This is a genomic window from Phytohalomonas tamaricis (assembly GCF_003012345.1).
In the GTDB taxonomy this organism is placed as follows: domain Bacteria; phylum Pseudomonadota; class Gammaproteobacteria; order Pseudomonadales; family Halomonadaceae; genus Phytohalomonas; species Phytohalomonas tamaricis.
Genome location: NZ_PVRV01000024.1, coordinates 203,265 through 223,883, shown reverse-complemented (window position 1 = coordinate 223,883; position 20,619 = coordinate 203,265). Strand labels below are relative to the sequence as shown.

Here is a 20,619-nt window from a genome sequence, read left to right as displayed (position 1 = left end):
GTGCATGCAAGATACAGTTACATCATCATTAACGGGCCGGGATGAACTATTGGAAGCGTTGGCGCAGGCCATATTCGAGGGACGTTATCCCCCCGGTGAGTTGTTGCCGCGTGAGCTCGATCTTTGTGCGCAGCATGGCGTCAGCCGGGCAACGGCACGCAGTGCCATTCAGACCCTGGTGGAAACCGGTATCGTGTCGCGCCTTGCCGGCCATGGCACCCGCGTTCAGCCGCTGTCTAACTGGAAATTGCTTGATCCACGCGTGACCGATTGGATGATCCGCCATGCCTCACCCAATCCTGCCTTTCAAAACGATATTTTTGCCTTTCGGATGGCGGTGGAGCCTTTCGTCGCCATGCTTGCCGCTCGTGAGGCGAACGGTCGCGATCTGCTCGCCATTGAAGAGGCCTTTGAGGGTATGACACATACGCTTGATGCGCCTGACCGACGCTGGCAGGGCAAAAGCCATGATGATTACGATCTGGCCTTTCATACTGCCATCTTCGAAGCCACCCACAATCTGGTTTGGGCACAGCTCGCGCACATGCTGCGTCCCTCGATCATGCTGATCGTTGAGACCACCAATCACAGCGCCGGTGCGCTGAAGGACAGTCTGGAACGCCATCGCCGGGTAATGGAGGCGATTCGTCTGCGGCAGGAAGCAGAGGCTTATGCTGCTGCGCGGGCGGTGCTTGAGCGCACCGCGCAGGACCTGGGCGTGGCGCAGAGTAGCGTGCCTGCCAGTCTCATGGATAAGTGAATATACGACGGGGTATTACCCTGTAGTACTGACCCTTTTAACTAGGAGACATCATGAAGATCACCAAATTGAAGACTTGGCAGGTACCGCCGCGCTGGCTGTTTCTGAAGATTGAGACCGATGCCGGTGTCTATGGCTGGGGAGAGCCGGTCATCGAAGGGCGTGCGGCGACGGTCGAAGCGGCGGTGCATGAGCTTTCCGATTATTTGATCGGCCAGGACCCGCACCGCATCGAGCATTTGTGGAACATGATGTACCGCGCCGGCTTCTACCGTGGCGGGCCGATCCTGATGAGCGCGATTGCCGGTATCGACCAGGCGCTATGGGACCTCAAGGGACGTGATCTCGGCGTGCCAGTTCATCAACTGATCGGCGGCGCGGTACGCGACAAGATGCGCATGTACGCCTGGACCGGTGGCGATCGTCCCAACGACATCGGTAATGGCGTCAGAACGCTCAAGGCGCAGGGCTTTACCGCCTTTAAGATGAATGGTACCAGTGAGATGGCGATCGTTGATTCCCACTCGAAGATCGATGAAGCGGTGGCGCGGGTGGCTGAGGCACGCGAGGCGGGCGGCCCCGATTTCGGTATCGCCGTTGATTTCCACGGCCGCGTCCATCGTCCGATGGCCAAGATGCTGCTGCGTGAACTCGAGCCGTTCCATCCGATGTTTGTCGAGGAGCCGGTGCTGCCTGAGCATTTGCCGAGTCTCAAGCATATTGCCGGTGGGCTGGGTTATCCGATCGCCACTGGTGAGCGGTTGCATACCCGCTATCAGTTCCGCGACCTGCTCGCTGACGGTATGGTCGATATTATCCAACCCGACCTGTCGCACTGCGGCGGCATCAGCGAAGGACTCAAGATCGCCTCATTGGCGTCATGCTACGACGTTGCCCTGGCGCCGCACTGTCCGCTCGGTCCGCTGACGCTGGCTGCTTCGCTGCATGTTGATGCCGTGTCGCACAATGCGTTTATCCAGGAGCAGAGCATGGGCATTCACTACAATAAGGATAACGATGTGCTCGACTACCTGGTCGATAAATCGGCGTTGACCATCCGCGATGGCTATCTTGAGATTCCTCATGGTCCGGGGCTCGGTGTTGAAATTGATGAGGCGTTTGTCGAGGAACGCGCCAAGGTGGGCCACCGCTGGCGCAATCCGATGTGGACGCATGAGGATGGCAGCATCGCTGAATGGTAAGCACGCATGAGCGCATTCACCGACTTAAGCAAAGGAGTTCTTTCATGGATTTGACTGCATTCGACAATGCTCTGCGTGAACGGCCGCTGGTGGCGATACTGCGCGGTATCGAGACGCGTGAAATAGATGCTGTGGCTGATGAGCTGATCGAGGCCGGCATCCGGCTGATAGAAGTGCCGCTCAACTCCCCCACGCCATGGGAGAGTATCGAGCGCTTAGTTGAACGTGCGCCGGCTGATGTCGCCGTTGGCGCGGGTACAGTACTCACAGTTGATGACGTTGATCGGCTGGCGGCCTGTGGCGCGACGCTCATGGTTACCCCGAATACTGATATCGATGTTGTTTCGGCGGCCGCGCGGCATGGGCTGGGTTCACTGATCGGCGTGGCTACGGCTAGCGAGGCTTTTGCTGCTATCAAACACGGCGCGCGAGGCTTGAAGCTGTTTCCCGCTGGACGGCTGGGGCCTGGTTATCTCAAGGATCTCAAATCGGTACTTCCGGTCGGGCAACCGATCATGGCGGTAGGCGGTATCAATCATCATGTCATGGCCGAATGGCATGTTGCCGGTGTCAATGGGTTTGGCTTTGGCAGCAATCTCTATACCCCGGGCAAGGCGGCGCGTGAGGTAGGTGAGACCGCTCGTGAGCTGGTTAATGAGTGGGTGCGGCTTGAAGAGCAGATGAGCCAGATCGAAGGGCTATATCACGAATTTGATCAGTGAACGAGCAACTGGTGAGCGAGCAGGCAATGAGTGATCAGTTGATTATCATCGACTGGGGAACGAGCAATTTTCGCGCTTTCCTGGTCGATGCCGCCAGTGGGGAATGTCTTGATAGCCGGCGCGCCGAGAGCGGTATTCGTGCGCTTGAAAGTGCTGAATTCCCGCATTATTGCCGCAAGCAGGTCGACGATTGGCGCGACGGAGGCCGGGTGCCGGTTTATCTGGCGGGCATGGTTGGCGCCAAACGCGGCTGGCATGAGGCGCCCCAGCTTGAGTTGCCAGTCGATCTTGCCACGCTGGCTGAGCATGTCGTTGCTGCGCCAGGGCTCGATAACGCTTGGCTGGTACCGGGCGTGAAGATCGTGGCGCCTGACAGTAAACATGATCATGACGATACCGGCTTGGTTGACGTGATGCGCGGTGAGGAAGTGCAGATATTTGGTGCACTGGCACAGGCAGGCAATGAGAGCGGTGTTTGTTGCGTACCGGGAACTCATAGCAAGTGGGCGCGAGTCGAGCAGGGCCAGCTTAAGCATTTTGTCACCGCCATGACCGGGGAACTTTATCATGCCGTACGCTTTCATACTCTGCCGGGAGAGCCGGCACGAGAGGAAGCAGATTTCAATGAAGCCACTTTTCGATTGGGCTGTGAACGTGTCATGGGCGATGGAGGCGTGCTGCATGCGCTATTCGAGGCGCGTAGTCGTCACCTTTATGCGGGACTTGCCGCTGAACAAGTAGGCAGCTTCTTATCCGGCGTATTGATCGGTGAGGAGGTGAGGGCCATGCAAAAACGGTATCCTGAACTGGCAAGCCTGCATTTGATCGGCGCGGAACGACTGCAGCAACCCTATCGCGTGGCGCTTGAAGCCGCGGGGATCAGCGTGCAGTTCTGTGGTAGCGATGCCGCAACGCTTGAAGGTGTGCGTGCTCTGGCCCTCCAGCACAAGAGAAATACCCACTAAGCTGTGAGGAAGGTTGCCATTGAGGAAATTGGTCGGTGAACAACGAGCCATTCTAGTTTAAGGTGCAGTATTTGCATTTGGCGCGTTACTTTTGAGGCGAGGCCTGATGCTTTTATCCCTCACTGTGATGTCAATAATCGAGGAATTGAATGCTGACCTTATCCGATTCATTGTTGGTGTTCACCGACCTCGATGGTTCGCTGCTCGATCATGAAACCTATGATTGGACACCGGCCTTGCCTTGGCTGGCGCGACTCAAGGCTGCGGGGGCGCCAGTCATCATCAATACAAGCAAGACCGCAGCCGAGATTATGGTGTTGCGTGACACTATCGGGCTGCAAGGACCTTTTATTGCTGAGAATGGCGCTTCGATCCATCTACCTGCCGAGTGGGTGAATGATGAGTCGATAGGTGAGCATGGCATGGCCGATGTCGTGCTAGGCGCATCGTATCATCGTATTCGTGAGGTGCTAGAGGCGATCCGCGAGACCCAGGAATTCATGTTCAGCGGCTTCGGTGATTTTAGTGATGAAGAGGTTGCCGAATGTACCGGGCTTGATCTTGAAAGCGCTCATCTGGCCCATTTGCGCGAGGCGTCTGAACCCATGTTATGGCACGACAGTGATGAGGCGCTGGAACGTTTCGAGCTGTTGTTGGTCGGTGCAGGACTTTCGCTGACGCGCGGCGGTCGGTTCTATCATGTAATGAGCGAGCGCAGCAGCAAGGGGCGGGCAATGGCCTGGCTAACCCAGCGTTATGCAGAAAAATTCGGTATCACGGCCAAGACGATAGGTTTGGGCGATGGTCCCAATGATGTGCCAATGTTGGACGTTGTCGATGCTGCGGTGGTTATTCGCGGTCATCATAACTTGGAAATTGCCGTCGCTGACGAGGGTAAGACCTATCGCACCCGCGCATATGGTCCTGCCGGCTGGGCAGAAGGAATGGCCTACTGGTTGGGCGACGGTCACGGAGGACGAGTATGAGCGATTTCTACCAGAACGGCATCATTACCACATTTCATAATCTGGCTAACCGGCCGATTGATGAGCTTGAGCGGGAACTAAAGGGGTTCTCACGGCGGCGGCCAATGGGCCTGATTCTGCCGTCGCTTTATTCCGAGCTGGAAGGGCCGGCATTGACGCGCATCGTCGATATTCTCGCTGAGGTGCCTTACCTCACGGAAATCATTATCGGGCTGGATCGTGCCGACAGGGACCAGTTCATGCATGCGCGCGATTTCTTTTCACGCTTGCCGCAGCATCACCGCATTCTCTGGAACGATGGCCCGCGACTCAAGGCGCTCGATGAGGAGCTTGCCGCTGAAGGGCTGTCACCTGAAGAACAGGGCAAGGGGCGTAATGTCTGGTTCTGCTCCGGTTACAGTCTCGCCTCGGGGCGCACCGAAGCCATCGCGCTGCATGACTGCGATATTGTCACTTATGATCGCAGCATGCTTGCCAAGCTGCTGTATCCGGTCGCTAATCCGCAGTTCAACTATGAGTTCTGTAAGGGCTATTACGCACGTATCGCCGATGGCAAGCTTAACGGCCGCGTCGGGCGTTTGATGGTGACGCCTTTGCTGCGCGCACTGCAGAAGATTTATGGTCCGCTGGACTATCTGAACTATCTCGACAGCTACCGCTATCCACTTTCGGGTGAGTTTTCGATGCGTGCTGATGTACTCAACGATATTCGTATCCCCAGCGACTGGGGGCTGGAAATCGGAGTCCTGTCGGAGGTGCATCGTAACTATTCGACAAAGCGCCTGTGTCAGGTCGATATCGCCGATAACTACGATCACAAGCATCAACCGTTGTCCGAGGATGACCCGTCGGGTGGCTTGCACCGCATGAGTACTGATATTGCCAAGGCCCTGTATCGAAAACTCGCCACTTTAGGTGTGCAGATCAACACCGAGTCTTTCCGGACCATCAAGGCAACCTATTATCGTACGGCGCTCGATCTGATCGAAAGTTACTACAACGATGCGACCATGAACGGTTTGAAAGTGGACCGCCACAGTGAAGAGCAGGCTGTCGAGCTGTTTGCCCAGAGCTTGATCGATGCCGGTCACACGTTCCTCGACAAGCCACGCGACAAGCCTTTCATTGCCAGCTGGAGCAGGGTGCAGGCTGCTTTCCCCGATCTGCTCGAACGAATGCATGATGCGGTGGAAAGAGATAACGCGGGCGATGTCTGAACCACAAGCCAGCGCTGAAGTGTAATCAGGCATGAAAAAAGCCCTTGCCGTATCGTACGGTAAGGGCTTTTTTTAAATGCCGTGTATCATTGTTTTTAGCTTCAGGCTTCTTTGCTGCCTTCGCTGACTAACCAGGCGCTGTAATAAGGCTTGAGGATCGGCGTCTCATCGTCCGGTTCGAAAGTGCCCAACAGATCATGCCACCGCTCGCGAGAGTAACCTTCTGGCAACTGGATGAGCTGGGGCTGGTCAGTAACGTTGTGAATCGCCAGCAGGCGGCGGCCATCGGCTAGCGGGCCACGCATGAAGGCAAACAGGCCCGGACCAAAGTCAAGAATCTTCTGTTCCGCCTCGGGATGAAAACAGGGTTCCTTGCGTCGTTTGTGTAGTGTGATTGTCATTGCCTTGAACACAAAGCGCGTCGGTGTAATCGCTGCGAGCTGATGGTCGATTTCTTCCCGTTGCCAACGTTTGCGATTGATGGCGCGCAGATGCCCTGAGCGTGAAACGTTATCGTAATCGTTGACCGTCCCCGTCAAGCTGTGGATATACACGGCCGGAATGCCTTTCAACCCCATCATGATGGTCTGACTGCACAGAAAGCGCGCAATCTGCCATGGGTCGGCGCCCTTGCGCGTGCCTTTCATGGCATCAAAGTAGGTGATGTTAATTTCGTATGGCGAATCCTTGCCATCGGCGTCAGTCTTCATGCTGACATAGCCGCCGAAACGCTGCATCAAGTCGAGCATCTGCTTGATTTCATGCTCGGGCAAAAGACCTTCGAGCGCACGCACACCAATGCCGTCATGGCTGGCGGTAAAGTTGAAGAAAGTACAGTTTTTCGGCAGTGGCGGCAGCGTTGATGCCCACTCGGTCAGTGCCCCAGCATCGCCGGACGTCAGCGTATGCACCAGCAGGGGCGGCAATGTGAACTGGTAAACGAGGTGTGCTTCATCCCCTGCGCCGAAGTAGCTCAGGTTTTCCTTGTGCGGTACGTTGGTTTCGGTGATCAATAGCGCCCCGGGCGCCACGTACTCCATGACCGCGCGGATCAGTTTGACTATTTCATGAGTCTGCGGCAGGTGGATACAGGTTGTGCCAAGTTCCTTCCATAAATAAGCAATAGCATCGAGGCGGATCAAACGGGCGCCTTGTGACAGGTAGTGCAAGAGCACGCCGATCATTTCAAGCAGAACATCGGGATTGTTGTAATTGAGATCAATCTGATCGTCCGAGAAGGTCGCCCAGACGTAGCGTTTGCCCCGACGCGTGTGGACCGGCACTAGCAGCGGTGTATTGCGCGGGCGTGTCACTTGGGAAACATCGGTGTCAGATGGCATCTCGATGAAGTAATCACGCCCTGGCTGGGACCCGGCAAGATAGTCGGTAAACCATAAGGATTCACGCGAGACGTGGTTAATGACCAGGTCCGCCATCAGGTTATGCTGATCGGCGATGCGCCGTATGTGCGCCCAGTCGCCTAGATCAGGGTTAACTTCACGGTAATGCACCACGGCAAAGCCATCGTCTGAACTCCACGGAAAAAACGGCAGGATATGGACAGTGCTGAAGATGTTATTGAGGCGCTCGGTCAGAAAGCGTTCGAGCGAGTCGAGCGGCATGACATCTTTTTGATTATCGAGAATGCTGTCGCCATAGGTAATCAGGAACTGACTGCGTTCGGTCCACAGCGGTCGAGCCGGTGACGGGATGCTTTCCGTGTTGCGCGAAATAACGGTAAGCAGACGGCGGAGAATTTCCTCGGCGCGTTCGTTATAGACAAATTGAAGGTGGGAACGGGCTCTGGCGATAAACTCGTCTTCGCTGAGTGCTCTTACCGGAACGTTCGAGTGATCCATCGAGATTTCCTTTAGCCGAAGTCAAAAAGACAGTCATGCGTAAGCGCGCCGGCATGCAGTAGTCATAGTTATATCGGTATCTTTACCTATATTGATCGAAAAAAACGCTCGCTGCCAATAGGCGCTGTAGAGACAGTCGAAATAACAGTTGCAACTTATTAAGTGCTCAACGAGACTTACGGCCGAGCAGGAGGGGAGTATTCCCAAGGATTTTCAATGCACTACTTGCTATGAGTGGTGCATGACTACAGCGGTGTCGTCAGCACGGGGTTAATTCGAGCATGATCGAGCCCCCGGGACCGTTGGCTTGGTGAGCATGACACGGCGTTGAGCCGTCGCCGCCAAGCGGAAGAGACCTCCGGTAAATATTAACGGGCTTGTGGCGAGTAAATAAGCGCTCGGGTCGAGTGTGCCTTTTTCTCGAATGGCCCAAGGTTGCCGGAGGCAATAAAATGCATGTTCCCCTATGGATATGGGCGACGACGATCGCTGGTATCGCCGCGCTTTTCATCTTCGATTTCTATGCACACGTACGTAAACCCCATGCGCCGACGATAAAGGAAGCCGCGTGGTGGTCAGTCTTTTTCATTTCGCTGGCTTGCGTCTTTGGTGCCGGGTTATGGATGGTATGGGGACATCAGCACGGCATCGAGTATTTCGCTGGCTTCATCACCGAGAAGAGTCTTTCGGTCGATAACCTGTTTGTTTTCGTCATTCTCATGGCGAAGTTTGCCGTACCGCGTGAATTTCAGCAAAAGGCACTGCTGATCGGGATCGTTATGGCGCTGATCATGCGCGGCATTTTTATTGCTGTCGGCGCGGCTGCTATCAACCAGTTCAGTTGGGTATTCTATATTTTCGGCCTGTTTTTATTGTATACGGCGTTCAAGCTTGCCATTGAGAGCATGTCGCATGGCAAAGATGAGAAAGAAGACTACGAGCCCAACGCACTGGTCAAGTTCGCTCAGCGCCACTTGCCGGTCACCGAGGAATACCATAGTCAGAATTTGCTCGCCAAGGTTGATGGCAAGCGTGTGGTAACGCCGATGTTTATCGTCGTGATTGCGCTCGGCGTAACTGACTTGTTGTTTGCGCTCGACTCCATTCCAGCGATCTATGGGCTGACTCAGGAACCTTACATCGTCTTCACTACCAACGCCTTCGCACTGCTCGGGCTGCTGCAGCTTTACTTCCTGCTTGGTGGGTTGCTCGACCGTCTGGTGTATCTCGGCATTGGGCTATCAATCATTCTTGCTTTTATCGGCGTCAAGCTGGTATTCCACGCCATGGCCGAGAACACACTGCCGTTTTTGAATAATGGCCAGCCAATCGAGTGGGTGCCGCATATCTCGACGCCGCTGTCATTGTCGATCATTGTCGGTGTGCTGGTGATTACCACAGTGGCTAGCTTGCTCAAAAGCCGCAGCCAGCAAAAGACACAGTCTTCTTGATAAACGGATATGTAAATTAGCTGAAAAAGGAGACTCGTTTACGGTAACCCAAGGTAATTTCCTATCAAGTGGGAGGTTCCAGATGAAAGGGACCGTAAACGAGTAGAAGCATCTGAGTCATACAATAGGTGAGAGGATAGACATTATACGGGGTCACCGCCTTCATATTGGTCTACCGCTTTTTTTGCTTCATCTTCTGTATCGTATTCACCGAGCAGGATATCTTTTTCAGGGTCTACACCACGTACCTCATAGCGGTGTACTTCATCATCGTTACTCTTGTAAACGACAACATTGACTCGAGCTGTTCTGGGCATGGGTGCTTGATCAGGCATATCGTAATCTCGCTTATTTTATTGAATATGTATCCACTATAGCTCGTTTTGATGCATTACACAGACTTGGCATTCGAGCTGAAGATATAAGCCATGCGTGTCATGGCGTATGGCTACTTACATTGGCTAAGCGATCAAAGCATATGAAAAGAAATAAAGCCGCCTTTAAGGCGGCTTTACTCAATACAGAAAGGTATTAAATAGTTTAGCGACGTATTACGCGATAAAGTATCAACAGAATAATTGCCCCAAGCACCGCAATTATGAAACTGCCGAAGTTGAAGCCTGATACATCACCAAGGCCAAGCGCAGTTCCTATCCAACCACCGACTACCGCGCCAAGAATACCGATAATAATCGTAACGATGAACCCGCCAGGATCCTTGCCGGGCATGATAAGTTTGGCGATGGCGCCAGCGATCAAACCGAAGATGATCCACGTGATAATACCCATAACGTTCTCCTTGTAAGCCTGCTTCCTTTAAGTAAGCAATTTTCTAATGCTTACTCTATGTAATCTAGAAGGCCTGGCAAGCAAGGGCAAGTAGTTTCATTGTGTTAGTTCTAATCAGAACAATACGAGTGAGCGTCAATCAATGCGGACAATGCGACGGCGTGCGGGTAGGTAATAACAGAGCGTTATAAAGAGGATGAAACGAACATGCTCTGCTGCGCATGCGCAGCAGAGCATGTTGAATGAGCAGGCCTTAGTTGCTTCAGTGTCCAGAAAGCCTGGAAGCCACTAGGTGCGGGCAATCAGACGAAACGCGATAAGCAGTACTTGCGCCACAAGCGCTCCGGCCACAGCAACTGCGACCCCTGCCAGGCTAAATTCCCCCTCAGGGATAAGTTTGGCTACGGATATCGCAAACGTGATGATGACCGCACCTAGCGTGCTGATGCCTATTGAGCCCAGATAGCCCACCGCTATACGGGCCGGCATGATGAGATTGACCAGGGCGCCGACGACCATACCCGTTACAATCCAAGATAAAAGATCCATGAGTTGATTTCCTCTGTTGATAAATCGAAAGCGGTCACACCCCTCACTTGTTCATGCAAGCAAAGTATAGGCAGTACTCGTTAGGCTACGATGCACTGCTTACGCAGCATGATGTCTTTAAGTGGTTTGAAGGCTAAACGCCACCACGGGCTACGACAAGCGCATTTCCGCCACCTGACGGAGCGGTTACAATGTTTTGACATTATGCTGTGATTTGTAGGGGCGTGTGGCGTGACGTTACGCCGCATGCATCACGATTGTTTACGTCGGATAACGCCCGATGCACTGTCCTTTTTGTGGTACTTATGAAACCAAGGTGACCGATTCCAGACTGGTTGCCGAAGGCGATCAGGTGCGCAGACGACGCCAATGCCTCACATGCGGTGAACGCTTTACCACCTACGAAACAGCCGAACTGGTCATGCCTCGTGTCATCAAGGCCGATGGCTCACGTGAGACGTTTGATGCGCAGAAGCTGCGTGCCGGAATGCTGCGTGCGCTTGAAAAGCGCCCCGTCAGTGCGGAAAGTATAGAAGCCGCCATTGAACGTATTCGCCAACACTTGCGGGCCAAGGGTGAACGTGAAGTCAATGCTCGCCAGATCGGGGAGGCGGTCATGCAGCAATTGAAGCGTCTCGATCAGGTCGCCTATATCCGTTTTGCCTCGGTCTATCGTCGTTTTCAGGATCTCGATGAATTCCGTGCCGAGATCGACAGGCTTGCTCAGGAGCCAAAATTTTCACCCACGGATGAGAGCGACAAGCGCTAGGCTCGAGCCAAAGATAGGGACGTGCAGGCTTTTTCAGACAGATCGTTCACCACAGGAGAGAGCCTATGATTAGTTCCGTTCCGGAGCGCTACATGGCGCGTGCGCTTGAACTGGCACGGCGAGGTCTTTTTACCACTGATCCCAATCCCCGAGTGGGTTGTGTCATCGTCAAGGATGCCCACATTGTGGGGGAAGGGTATCACTTACGCACCGGTGAGCCGCATGCTGAAATCCACGCGTTGAATGCGGCAGGCGAGCAAGCACGTGGGGCAACGGCTTATGTCACGCTTGAGCCGTGCGCGCATTACGGTCGTACCGGTCCTTGCGCCCTGGCACTGGCCGAAGCCGGTATCGTGCGGGTTGTCGCGGCAATGAAAGACCCCAATCCGCTGGTGGCCGGTCGTGGATTCGCGATTCTTGAAGAGGCTGGCGTGGCGGTCGAGTATGGCTTGCTGGAGCATGAAGCGCGCCAACTCAATCCCGGCTTTATTTCACGTATGGCTCGCGGTCGCCCTTATGTCAGGCTCAAGATGGCAATGAGTCTCGATGGGCGTACGGCCATGGCAAGTGGTGAGTCGCAATGGATCACGGGCGCTGAGGCGCGCCGCGAGGTACAGCGGCTGCGAGCACGTTCAAGCGCCGTTATGACCGGCATAGACTCGATTCTCTATGATGATAGCCGATTGACGGTACGTGCCGAGCAACTCGGATGTGCCGATGCCGAGACTATAGCCATGCGTCAGCCGCTGCGCGTCGTGGTCGACTCGCGCCTGCGTATGCCGCTGGCGGCGAATTGTCTGACGCAGCCAGGCCGCACATTGATCGCGACGGCGCAGCAGGGGAATAACGAGCGTAGAGAACGTCTGTTGAATGCTGGCGCTGAGGTGATTGAGTTGCCAGATGAGACGGGCGAGCGGGTCGATCTCGCCGCACTGATGAGCCATCTCGCACAGCACGAAGGGTGTAACGAGGTGCTGCTTGAGACTGGCGCTACATTGGCTGGCGCGATGCTTGATGCTGAACTTATCGACGAAATGCATCTGTTCATGGCCCCGGCGTTACTTGGCGGACAGGCACGGCCGCTATTTGCATTATCGGGTATGACGTCTATGACACAGCAGCGGCGTCTGGACATTGATGATATCCGTGCAGTGGGTAAAGACTGGCGGATCATTGCCCGTCCTATATAAGCTGAAGAAGGCTCAATGCGAGCGCGATCAGGTAGCACCTGTCGTTACGTAGGAGTAATCTGGGCGCCCGTTGGCTGATTGAAGGTCGTTTTCAGCGGTCTGGTGTTCGCTGACATGGCATGGCCCTACCTGTGGGTAGGGGCCTGTAGAGCGAACTTGATAATGCATAACTTGCAAGGATTAAGAGCACCCATGGCGCTATCCCCGATCCAAGACCTGGTCGAAGATATCCGGCAGGGCAAGATGGTGATTCTCATGGATGATGAGGATCGCGAGAATGAAGGCGACATCATCATGGCTGCTGAGTGTGTGGAAGCCGCGCATATCAATTTCATGGCCCGTTATGCCTGCGGATTGATCTGCTTGCCGATGACACGAGAGCGCTGCGAACAGCTCGGCCTGCCGTTGATGGTGCATGCCAATGGGTCGGGGTTCGGTACCAAGTTCACCGTATCGATCGAGGCAGCCACGGGGGTCAGTACAGGAATTTCCGCCGCTGATCGGGCGCGTACCGTACGTGCTGCGGCTGCCCGCGGAGCAAGCGCTCGCGATATCGTTCAGCCTGGCCACATCTTTCCATTGATGGCTGAGCCCGGCGGTGTATTGCGCCGTGCCGGGCATACCGAGGCGGCGTGCGATCTGGCGGCAATGGCGGGATTCGAGCCGGCAGGCGTGATCTGTGAGATCATGAATGAAGATGGAAGCATGGCGCGTCGAGAGGAACTCGAACGATTTGCTGAACAGCACGATATCAAGATCGGCACCATTGCCGACCTGATTCATTACCGCATTCATAATGAACATACTGTCGAGCGCGTCGAGACGCAGGCTGTTGAAACGGCCTACGGCGCCTTCACGCTGCATTGCTTTTATGATCGTATTCAAGGCGCACATCATCTCGCCCTGACCAAGGGATCGTTCCGTGCCGATGTGCCTACCACGGTGCGTGTGCATATTGCCGACCCGCTGCGCGATTTGCTGACGCTTAAAAAGGAAGGCAGCCACAGCTGGACTGCTCAAGATGCCATCCGAGAAATTGCTGCTGCAGATTCGGGTGTGTTGGTATTGCTTGATGACGGCCGCCCCGCTCGAGATCTAAAGGATCAGCTCGACACCTTTTTCGAGCGTACGCGCTCTGCGCGCAACCCGGCGACCGATGGCGCTGGCAGCTACCTGACGGTTGGCACCGGCGCTCAGATTCTGCGCAATCTTGGTGTCGGCAAGATGCGTCTGCTGAGTTCACCGTGGAGGTTCTCGGCGTTATCCGGTTTCGATCTGGAAGTGGTTGAACAGCTCGGCGGAGATATCGCTGAGGCTGAACAACCGCTAGAATGAGCCCCTTTTGTCTGTCATTGGCCTGGATGCGTTGCATCCGCGTCCAGGCGTAGAGGAAGTTGAGGTTATGCAACCGATTGCTCAAGTGGAAGGCCGCTATACCGAAGTGGACGGTCGCTATGTCATCGTCGTAGGCCGTTTCAATCATCATGTCGTGGATTCGCTCGTCGAGGGCGCAATCGATAGTCTGGTTCGCCATGGTGTGGATGAAGAAAACATTGATCTGATCCATGTTCCAGGCGCCTGGGAGTTGCCGCTTGCGATCAAGCGCGCCCTTAAAGTGCTCAAGCCCGATGCGGTTATTGCGCTCGGTGCTGTCATCCGCGGCGGTACGCCGCATTTCGAATATGTTGCTGGCCAGTGCAACAGTGCCATGGCGAGCCTGCAACTCGAATTCGATACGCCGATTGCCAATGGCGTGTTGACGGTCAACACCATCGAGCAGGCAATCGAGCGTGCCGGCACCAAGGCGGGCAACAAGGGTACAGAGGCAGCGATGGCGGCGATGGAAATGGTGTCACTGTTGCGTCAATTCGGAGGAGGTGAGTCGTGAATGCACCTCGGCGTGCGCCGTCCAAGTCGCAGCTGGCTCGCCATGCCGCGCGCGAGCTTGCCGTGCAAGGGCTTTATCAGTGGCAGATGACAGGCAAGCCGTTGACCCAGTTGGAGGCCGAATTCCGTAGTCAAACCGCTGATGATGATCTGGCCGATCATGAGAATTGGGTCAAGGTCATGCAAATGGCCGATCTCGCCCTGTTTCATGAACTACTGCACAATGTGCCGCGCTATCGTGGCGAGCTTGATGACTACATCACGCCATTGCTGGATCGCAAGCTGACCGAGCTCGATCAGATTGAGCTGGCTATCCTGCGCCTGGGCGCCTATGAGCTTGCCAAGCGCATGGAGGTACCTTATCGCGTGGTAATCAACGAAGGCGTTGAACTGGCTAAATCCTTCGGCGCCACCGATGGACACAAATACATCAACGGCATTCTCGACAAGCTGGCCAACCGCTTGCGCAGTGCCGAGGTCAGCGCTCGCAGGCGCTGATGTCTGGCTGACATGCTCGGCGAATTCGATCTTATCAAGCGCTACTTCATCCATTCTCGTCACGGCCAGCGTCGTGACGATGGATATGGCATGGCGGATGAGCGTGCCGGTGTCGCCCTTGCACAGGGCGATGACTGTGCGCTGCTGATACCCACCCCAGGGCATCAGTTGGCCGTCAGCGTTGATACTTCAGTGGCGGGCGTTCATTTTCCTGAAGATGCACCGCCCGCGGCCATTGGGCATCGCGCACTGGCGGTTAATCTTAGCGACCTGGCAGCAATGGGGGCGACGCCACGTTGGTATGTGCTGGCCTTAACCTTGCCGGATATTGATCCTGATTGGCTGGAAGCCTTTGCACGCGGTATGCATACTCTGGCAGATGCCTGCGGTATCACGCTGGTCGGGGGCGATATTACTCGCGGCCAGTTGGCAATGACGATTACCGTGCATGGCGAGGTGCCTGCCAATGAGGCCATTACCCGCACTGGTGCCAGGGTCGATGACATGATTGCGGTGACGGGGCCGCTGGGCGGCGCCCATGCGGGGTTGATCGCCTGGCGTAACGGTGTACGTGATATGAACGATGCGCATCTTCACGCTTATCTAAAGCCATGGCCACGCCTGGAGGCTGGACGCGCTCTGCGTGGTCTAGCCAGTGCCGGACTCGATATTTCCGATGGTTTGCTGGGTGACCTGGCTCATCTATGCCAGGCTTCCGGTCTCGGCGCTCGGCTTGAAGCTGCTCATATCCCAGTGGCTTCAGGGCTTGAAAAAGTGCTGGGTGACCAGGCATTCGATGCCGCTCTTAATGGCGGTGATGACTATGAGCTCCTGTTTACCCTGCCTGAGTCCAGTCTCAGCGCAGCCCGAGCAAAGCTGGCCGCATGTGGACTGACGCTGAGTGTCATCGGGCGGATGTGCCAGGCCCCAGGAGTTCATGGCATCGACACGATACAGCACGGCTGGCAGCACTTTTATGGAGAGTCGCGATGAACCGTGCTCCTGCCAGCGTATGGCGCAATCCGACACACTTTCTAGCGTTTGGCTTGGGCAGTGGTGCAGCGCCCTTTGCGCCGGGGACCTTCGGTACGCTGGCCGCCATTCCTTTTTACTGGTTGATGTCTCATCTCTCGCTTGGCATGTACATGGCGGTCGTCGGTGTGGCGACCCTGTTAGGGTTCTGGGTGTGTGGCAAGACCTCACGTGACATGGGCGTGCATGATCATTCGGGTATTGTCTGGGATGAGTTCGTTGGGTATTGGCTGACCATGGCAGCCGTTCCTTTTTCCTGGCAGGCTGCCCTGTGGGGATTCATCGTCTTCCGTATCTTCGACGTTATCAAACCTTGGCCGGTACGTACCGTTGACCGGCGCGTCGCGGGCGGCCTTGGGATTATGCTTGATGATATCCTTGCCGGTATTTATGCCTGGAGCACCATGCATCTCTGGTTCTGGCTGCACTGAATGGCATGGCCTATAGGCTGAGACGCTTTAAATCAAGTATTAAAATGTTTTTCTGGCGCTCCGGACCCGCTGATGATAACGAGATAGTGCAGTCAAAAAGGATGGATAAGCAGTAATACGCGACATAAAGAACAGCAGCGCAGCGGATGCGTTTGTTTGCATGATCAGGGGAAGGGTATGAAGAAGAAGCTTGTCGTCATGTTCGTTGTTGTGATGGTCATCTTGGGTGCGGGGTATTTAGGCGGAGTGGCCTATAGCCGGCATGTGTTTGCTGAACAAATGGCACGCACCGTCGCACAGCTCAACGCGTCGTCTGACCTGACGGTAGAACAACGGGGCATTTCACGAGGGTTTTTCCATACCGAGGGCACGCTATTAATTGGGTTGAATAATGTTGCCATCGATCAACGCCCCGTACAGATTGAGCTGCCTTTTCGCGCCAGGCACGGTATTTTGTCTACTGACTTTGACGGCAGCATCGATATACAGACCGACCCGCAGGGGAAGTACCTGTTCAACGATTATCTCTCCCCTGGCAAGTCGATTGACTTAGATGCCAAGATTGCCAACCTTGAGGGGACAGGAGATCTGACGCTTACGTTGCCCGCTATAGATCTTGATAATCCTGACCACACTGTGACACTGCACGGTGGCCTTCTTCATTTTAGTGGTCAGCCCGGTGATATGACTTTGAATGGCACGCTTGAGGCATTTGCCTATCAAAATACCGATGACAAGATCATGCTGGGGCCGCTTTCTTTTTCTACGCATTACAGTAGTCAGGAGCATGATTTCGGTCAGCGCGATGAACTCAACCTTGCCAGTCTCAGCATCCATCGACGTAATGCGCTGCCGATCGCCCTTACCGATATTCATTACACTGGGCAGACGAGTCTGGAGAGCAAGGAGTTACGCTACCTGATGCATCTAATGATTGGCGGGGCGAGTGTTTCTCAGCAGCGGCTAGGCAGTGCAACGATGTCGGCCAGCCTCGATCGCATTAATGGTGAAGCGGCTTCCCGATTCTTCAATGGTCTACAGGATCGCTTTGCCGCTCAAGCGCCACAAGCGACGCCGGATTCCCAAGAGGACTGGCTGGATATGATCGCGCCTCTTGAGGAGTCTTTCTTTGCGATGTTCAAACAGTCGCCGCGCTTGACCATCGACCAGCTACAACTTGAAAGCCCGATGCTCGAACAAACGATGCAGCTTGAAGGCAGCATGGTCCTCGATGGCACTCATATAGACCAGATGCATATTGATGATCTGCGTGAAAAGCAGGGGCAGCAGAGTTTCTATAACCGCTTGCATGGCGATTTCACCCTATCCAATACGCCGCCACTGTTGGCATTGATTGCAGGGGTCGCGCCCGATCAGAGCACCCTTAACATTACCTTTGATGACAGCACGCTCAGTATCAATCAGCAGCCCTGGTACAATCTCGATTGACCGCGCTGCAACATGCTGTCGCCCCTTTACAAGGGCGGACAGCATGTTCGGTTTTGCCTTATCCTGCATGTTTAAGCCGGGCGGGTGACTGCTTCGGCCATCCCTCAAGACAACCATTCATCTCTAAACTCTTGATAATCAGCCTATGTGCCCGCATAGCTTAGGCAAATGGCTTACAGGCCCACTAGATCAAGGTGACAGAATGACTGAACGTGACGATCAGGCCGATGTTCTTTCCGATCTCGATGCCGGTCAGCAAGACCAAGATGATCAGCAGATTACCGGCCATGCCGTCGTGCCGACGCGTGATTATCTGCCTGAGCGTATCTATCTTCTGCCGATAAATAACCGTCCTTTCTTTCCTGCTCAGGTGCAGCCGCTGGTAATTAATCGCCCGCGCTGGAACGAGACCATGGAGCGGGTAGCGAATACACCGCATCATACCGTTGGGCTTGCCTTTGTAGGTGACGTGAATGACGACCCGCTCTCTGAGGATCAGTTTCCGACGATTGGTACGGCAGTCAAGGTCCACCGCGCAGAAGGTGACAAGGAGCAGATCCAGTTTATTGCTCAAGGCCTGCGTCGTTTCAAGGTGACGCGCTGGTTATCGCGTAAGCCACCCTACCTGGTTGAGGTCAGCTATCCTCACGAGCCGGTCGATAAGGACAATGACGAGACGCGTGCCTATGCGATGGCGGTAATCAACGGCATCAAGGAGCTTTTGCCGATCAATCCGCTTTACGGCGAAGAGCTGAAGCATTATCTCAATCGCTTCAGTCCCAACGAGCCGGGGCCACTGACCGATTTCGCTGCCGCAATTACCTCAGCCAAGGGCCCGGAGCTACAGGCGGTGCTTGAAACCTTGCCTGTGCTGGAGCGTATGCAAGGCGTGTTGCCACTGCTGCGCAAGGAAATCGAAGTCGCCCAGTTGCAAAGCGAGATTTCTCAGCAGGTCAACGCACAGATGCAGGAGCGTCAACGCGAGTTTTTCCTGCGTGAACAGCTAAAGATCATCCAGAAGGAGCTGGGCATCTCCAAGGATGATCGCGAAAATGATGTCGATACATTCAAAAAGCGCTTAGAGGGCCTAACCGTGCCCGAGCGTGCCAAGTCGCGGATCGATGATGAGCTGGCCAAGTTATCGGTGCTCGAAACCGGATCACCGGAATACGGCACTACGCGTAACTATCTCGACTGGTTGACCTCACTGCCGTGGGGGATCACTTCCAAGGACAAGCTTGATCTAGCCCATGCGCGGAAAGTGCTCGACCGTGATCATGATGGTCTACAGGACGTTAAGGATCGCATCATCGAGTTTCTCGCTGAGGGTACTTTCAAGGGCGATGTTGGTGGCTCGATCGTGCTGCTGGTTGGTCCGCCCGGGGTCGGCAAGACGTCGGTGGGACGCTCGATTGCTGAAACGTTGGGCCGCAAGTTCTATCGCTTCTCGGTGGGCGGGATGCGCGATGAAGCCGAGATCAAGGGCCACCGGCGCACCTATGTCGGTGCCATGCCGGGCAAGCTGGTCCAGGCGATGCGCGAGGTCGAGGTTGAGAATCCGGTGATCATGCTTGATGAGATCGACAAGCTCGGCCAGTCATTCCAGGGGGATCCGGCCTCGGCGCTGCTTGAAGTGCTCGATCCTGAGCAGAACGTCGATTTTCTCGATCATTATCTTGACGTGCGTCTTGATCTGTCGAAAGTACTGTTCGTATGTACGGCCAACCAACTTGATACCATTCCGGGACCGCTGCTCGACCGCATGGAGACGATCCGTCTGTCGGGCTATATCGCTGAGGAAAAAATGGCGATTGCCAAGCATCATCTCTGGCCGCGGTTGCTTGAGCGCGACAATATTCCCAAGAAACGTATCAATTTGACCGATACAGCGCTGCGCCAGGTGATCGAAGGCTACGCGCGTGAATCGGGCGTGCGTCAGCTCGAAAAGCAGCTGCACCGCATCGTGCGCAAGGCGGCGGTCAAGCTGCTTGAGGGCGAGCAGGAAAGCGTCAAGGTCTCGGTCAAGAATCTTGAAGAATTCCTTGGCGCGCCGATTTTCCGCAAGGAAAAAGTACTGAGTGGCGTTGGTGTGGTGACCGGCCTGGCCTGGACGTCAATGGGTGGCGCAACGCTGCCGATCGAGGCAACCCAGGTGCATAGCCTGCAGCGGGGGCTCAAATTGACCGGCAAGCTCGGTGATGTGATGCAGGAGTCGGCCAATATTGCCTATAGCTATACCATCGGCCATCTCAAGGAGTTTGGTGTCAAGACGGGGCATTTCGATGAAGCCTTCATTCACTTGCATGTGCCAGAAGGGGCTACGCCCAAGGATGGCCCATCAGCCGGGGTGACGATGACTACTGCGCTGTTGTCGTTGGCGCGTAACCAGAAGATTGCACGACCCTTGGCGATGACCGGCGAGATCACGCTGACCGGGCAGGTGTTGCCGGTGGGCGGCATTCGTGAAAAGGTGATCGCGGCGCGCAGAAGCGACATTTTCGAACTGGTACTGCCCGAGGCCAACAAGCGAGATTTCGATGAGCTGCCGGACTATCTCAAGGAGGGCGTCACGGTGCACTTTGCCAAGGTCTACAAGGATGTTGCCAAAGTAGTATTCGGCTAACTTCTCAGGGAAATTGATCTTCTCAGGGAAATTGATCTTCTCAGGGAAATTGATATACAGACGACGGCACCGATCATCGATCGGTGCCGTTTGCGTTTATTACGGCTCAAGTACCGGCTTAGGCGCTAAAGCAGGTATGGGCCGATCAGTTGCATACCATCATCGAGCTTGCGTCATGCGACGCCTTTAGTAGTGCTTCATCATTACGTAGCACAACCAGAGCATTCCCGGCGGTCGACT

The 20,619-nt window shown here is 55.0% G+C and carries 20 protein-coding genes; 16 read left to right on the top strand and 4 right to left on the bottom strand.

Annotated features, from left to right (window positions below; translation table 11 throughout):
* Positions 1–4: 4 nt before the first annotated feature.
* The 6 genes from C3Z11_RS14860 to C3Z11_RS14835 all read left to right on the top strand — a co-directional run bounded on the left by C3Z11_RS14860 (position 5) and on the right by C3Z11_RS14835 (position 5,852).
* A complete protein-coding gene (locus C3Z11_RS14860; protein ID WP_106478736.1) occupies positions 5–760 on the top strand; it encodes a FadR/GntR family transcriptional regulator in 756 nt (251 codons plus the stop codon).
* A 53-nt stretch (positions 761–813) separates the two neighbouring features.
* Positions 814–1,962 carry a galactonate dehydratase gene (dgoD, locus tag C3Z11_RS14855; RefSeq protein WP_106478735.1) on the top strand — a complete coding sequence of 383 codons (1,149 nt, stop codon included), beginning with the start codon at positions 814–816 and terminating at the stop codon, positions 1,960–1,962.
* Positions 1,963–2,006: 44 nt separating this feature from the next.
* Positions 2,007–2,684, top strand: a complete 678-nt coding sequence (locus tag C3Z11_RS14850) for a 2-dehydro-3-deoxy-6-phosphogalactonate aldolase (protein ID WP_106478734.1) — start codon at positions 2,007–2,009, stop codon at positions 2,682–2,684.
* Positions 2,681–3,649, top strand: a complete 969-nt coding sequence (locus C3Z11_RS14845) for a 2-dehydro-3-deoxygalactonokinase (protein ID WP_262927424.1) — start codon at positions 2,681–2,683, stop codon at positions 3,647–3,649. The genes C3Z11_RS14850 and C3Z11_RS14845 overlap by 4 nt, the downstream gene beginning before the upstream one ends.
* Before the next feature lie 149 nt (positions 3,650–3,798).
* Positions 3,799–4,635: a mannosyl-3-phosphoglycerate phosphatase-related protein gene (locus tag C3Z11_RS14840; protein WP_106478733.1), complete on the top strand. Its 837-nt coding sequence runs from the start codon at positions 3,799–3,801 to the stop codon at positions 4,633–4,635.
* Positions 4,632–5,852, top strand: coding sequence for a glycosyltransferase family protein (locus C3Z11_RS14835; RefSeq protein ID WP_106478732.1), 1,221 nt, complete (start codon positions 4,632–4,634; stop codon positions 5,850–5,852). Before C3Z11_RS14840 ends, C3Z11_RS14835 begins: the two co-directional genes overlap by 4 nt.
* A 101-nt stretch (positions 5,853–5,953) precedes the next feature.
* Here C3Z11_RS14835 and C3Z11_RS14830 read toward each other — a convergent pair whose 3' ends face one another.
* The gene (locus C3Z11_RS14830) at positions 5,954–7,711 is read right to left on the bottom strand and encodes a sugar phosphorylase (RefSeq protein ID WP_106478731.1); all 1,758 of its coding nucleotides are present in this window, start codon (positions 7,709–7,711) and stop codon (positions 5,954–5,956) included.
* 452 nt (positions 7,712–8,163) lie between these two features.
* On the opposite strand from C3Z11_RS14830, the gene C3Z11_RS14825 reads away from it, so the two are divergent.
* Positions 8,164–9,162 (top strand): TerC family protein, encoded by a 999-nt coding sequence (locus C3Z11_RS14825; RefSeq protein WP_106478730.1) that lies wholly within the window; start codon positions 8,164–8,166, stop codon positions 9,160–9,162.
* A gap of 143 nt (positions 9,163–9,305) precedes the next feature.
* On the opposite strand, the gene C3Z11_RS14820 is transcribed toward C3Z11_RS14825, so the two are convergent.
* The 3 genes from C3Z11_RS14820 to C3Z11_RS14810 all read right to left on the bottom strand — a co-directional run bounded on the left by C3Z11_RS14820 (position 9,306) and on the right by C3Z11_RS14810 (position 10,500).
* The gene (locus tag C3Z11_RS14820; protein WP_106478729.1) at positions 9,306–9,497 is read right to left on the bottom strand and encodes a hypothetical protein; all 192 of its coding nucleotides are present in this window, start codon (positions 9,495–9,497) and stop codon (positions 9,306–9,308) included.
* Between the two features lie 205 nt (positions 9,498–9,702).
* Entirely contained in the window at positions 9,703–9,951 is a 249-nt protein-coding gene (locus C3Z11_RS14815) for a GlsB/YeaQ/YmgE family stress response membrane protein (protein WP_106478728.1), read from the bottom strand.
* A gap of 288 nt (positions 9,952–10,239) precedes the next feature.
* Positions 10,240–10,500, bottom strand: a complete 261-nt coding sequence (locus C3Z11_RS14810; RefSeq protein ID WP_106478727.1) for a hypothetical protein — start codon at positions 10,498–10,500, stop codon at positions 10,240–10,242.
* A 280-nt stretch (positions 10,501–10,780) separates the two neighbouring features.
* Here C3Z11_RS14810 and nrdR point away from each other — a divergent pair, with 280 nt between their 5' ends.
* The 9 genes from nrdR (at position 10,781) to lon (ending at position 20,379) form a co-directional block, all read left to right on the top strand.
* Positions 10,781–11,269 carry a transcriptional regulator NrdR gene (gene nrdR, locus C3Z11_RS14805; protein WP_106478726.1) on the top strand — a complete coding sequence of 163 codons (489 nt, stop codon included), beginning with the start codon at positions 10,781–10,783 and terminating at the stop codon, positions 11,267–11,269.
* A gap of 65 nt (positions 11,270–11,334) precedes the next feature.
* The gene (gene ribD / locus C3Z11_RS14800) at positions 11,335–12,459 is read left to right on the top strand and encodes a bifunctional diaminohydroxyphosphoribosylaminopyrimidine deaminase/5-amino-6-(5-phosphoribosylamino)uracil reductase RibD (protein WP_106478725.1); all 1,125 of its coding nucleotides are present in this window, start codon (positions 11,335–11,337) and stop codon (positions 12,457–12,459) included.
* A 192-nt stretch (positions 12,460–12,651) separates the two neighbouring features.
* Positions 12,652–13,794: a bifunctional 3,4-dihydroxy-2-butanone-4-phosphate synthase/GTP cyclohydrolase II gene (ribBA, locus tag C3Z11_RS14795; RefSeq protein WP_106478724.1), complete on the top strand. Its 1,143-nt coding sequence runs from the start codon at positions 12,652–12,654 to the stop codon at positions 13,792–13,794.
* Positions 13,795–13,861: 67 nt separating this feature from the next.
* Positions 13,862–14,347: a 6,7-dimethyl-8-ribityllumazine synthase gene (gene ribH, locus C3Z11_RS14790; RefSeq protein ID WP_106479060.1), complete on the top strand. Its 486-nt coding sequence runs from the start codon at positions 13,862–13,864 to the stop codon at positions 14,345–14,347.
* Positions 14,344–14,844, top strand: coding sequence for a transcription antitermination factor NusB (nusB, locus tag C3Z11_RS14785; protein WP_106478723.1), 501 nt, complete (start codon positions 14,344–14,346; stop codon positions 14,842–14,844). Before ribH ends, nusB begins: the two co-directional genes overlap by 4 nt.
* Positions 14,845–14,856: 12 nt before the next feature.
* Positions 14,857–15,837 carry a thiamine-phosphate kinase gene (thiL, locus tag C3Z11_RS14780; RefSeq protein WP_106478722.1) on the top strand — a complete coding sequence of 327 codons (981 nt, stop codon included), beginning with the start codon at positions 14,857–14,859 and terminating at the stop codon, positions 15,835–15,837.
* Positions 15,834–16,307 (top strand): phosphatidylglycerophosphatase A family protein, encoded by a 474-nt coding sequence (locus C3Z11_RS14775; RefSeq protein WP_106478721.1) that lies wholly within the window; start codon positions 15,834–15,836, stop codon positions 16,305–16,307. Before thiL ends, C3Z11_RS14775 begins: the two co-directional genes overlap by 4 nt.
* A 177-nt stretch (positions 16,308–16,484) precedes the next feature.
* Entirely contained in the window at positions 16,485–17,756 is a 1,272-nt protein-coding gene (locus C3Z11_RS14770; RefSeq protein WP_106478720.1) for a DUF945 family protein, read from the top strand.
* A gap of 202 nt (positions 17,757–17,958) precedes the next feature.
* Positions 17,959–20,379 (top strand): endopeptidase La, encoded by a 2,421-nt coding sequence (gene lon, locus C3Z11_RS14765; RefSeq protein ID WP_106478719.1) that lies wholly within the window; start codon positions 17,959–17,961, stop codon positions 20,377–20,379.
* Positions 20,380–20,619: the final 240 nt, after the last annotated feature.

Coding starts and splice junctions, on each gene's coding strand:
- C3Z11_RS14820 (WP_106478729.1), bottom strand. CDS start 9,497: ATGCCTGATCAAGCACCCATGCCCAGAACAGCTCGAGTCAATGTTGTC.
- ribH (WP_106479060.1), top strand. CDS start 13,862: ATGCAACCGATTGCTCAAGTGGAAGGCCGCTATACCGAAGTGGACGGT.
- thiL (WP_106478722.1), top strand. CDS start 14,857: ATGCTCGGCGAATTCGATCTTATCAAGCGCTACTTCATCCATTCTCGT.
- dgoD (WP_106478735.1), top strand. CDS start 814: ATGAAGATCACCAAATTGAAGACTTGGCAGGTACCGCCGCGCTGGCTG.
- ribD (WP_106478725.1), top strand. CDS start 11,335: ATGATTAGTTCCGTTCCGGAGCGCTACATGGCGCGTGCGCTTGAACTG.
- C3Z11_RS14860 (WP_106478736.1), top strand. CDS start 5: ATGCAAGATACAGTTACATCATCATTAACGGGCCGGGATGAACTATTG.
- C3Z11_RS14850 (WP_106478734.1), top strand. CDS start 2,007: ATGGATTTGACTGCATTCGACAATGCTCTGCGTGAACGGCCGCTGGTG.
- C3Z11_RS14810 (WP_106478727.1), bottom strand. CDS start 10,500: ATGGATCTTTTATCTTGGATTGTAACGGGTATGGTCGTCGGCGCCCTG.
- C3Z11_RS14830 (WP_106478731.1), bottom strand. CDS start 7,711: ATGGATCACTCGAACGTTCCGGTAAGAGCACTCAGCGAAGACGAGTTT.
- C3Z11_RS14835 (WP_106478732.1), top strand. CDS start 4,632: ATGAGCGATTTCTACCAGAACGGCATCATTACCACATTTCATAATCTG.
- lon (WP_106478719.1), top strand. CDS start 17,959: ATGACTGAACGTGACGATCAGGCCGATGTTCTTTCCGATCTCGATGCC.
- C3Z11_RS14840 (WP_106478733.1), top strand. CDS start 3,799: ATGCTGACCTTATCCGATTCATTGTTGGTGTTCACCGACCTCGATGGT.
- nrdR (WP_106478726.1), top strand. CDS start 10,781: ATGCACTGTCCTTTTTGTGGTACTTATGAAACCAAGGTGACCGATTCC.
- C3Z11_RS14825 (WP_106478730.1), top strand. CDS start 8,164: ATGCATGTTCCCCTATGGATATGGGCGACGACGATCGCTGGTATCGCC.
- ribBA (WP_106478724.1), top strand. CDS start 12,652: ATGGCGCTATCCCCGATCCAAGACCTGGTCGAAGATATCCGGCAGGGC.
- C3Z11_RS14815 (WP_106478728.1), bottom strand. CDS start 9,951: ATGGGTATTATCACGTGGATCATCTTCGGTTTGATCGCTGGCGCCATC.
- C3Z11_RS14775 (WP_106478721.1), top strand. CDS start 15,834: ATGAACCGTGCTCCTGCCAGCGTATGGCGCAATCCGACACACTTTCTA.
- C3Z11_RS14770 (WP_106478720.1), top strand. CDS start 16,485: ATGAAGAAGAAGCTTGTCGTCATGTTCGTTGTTGTGATGGTCATCTTG.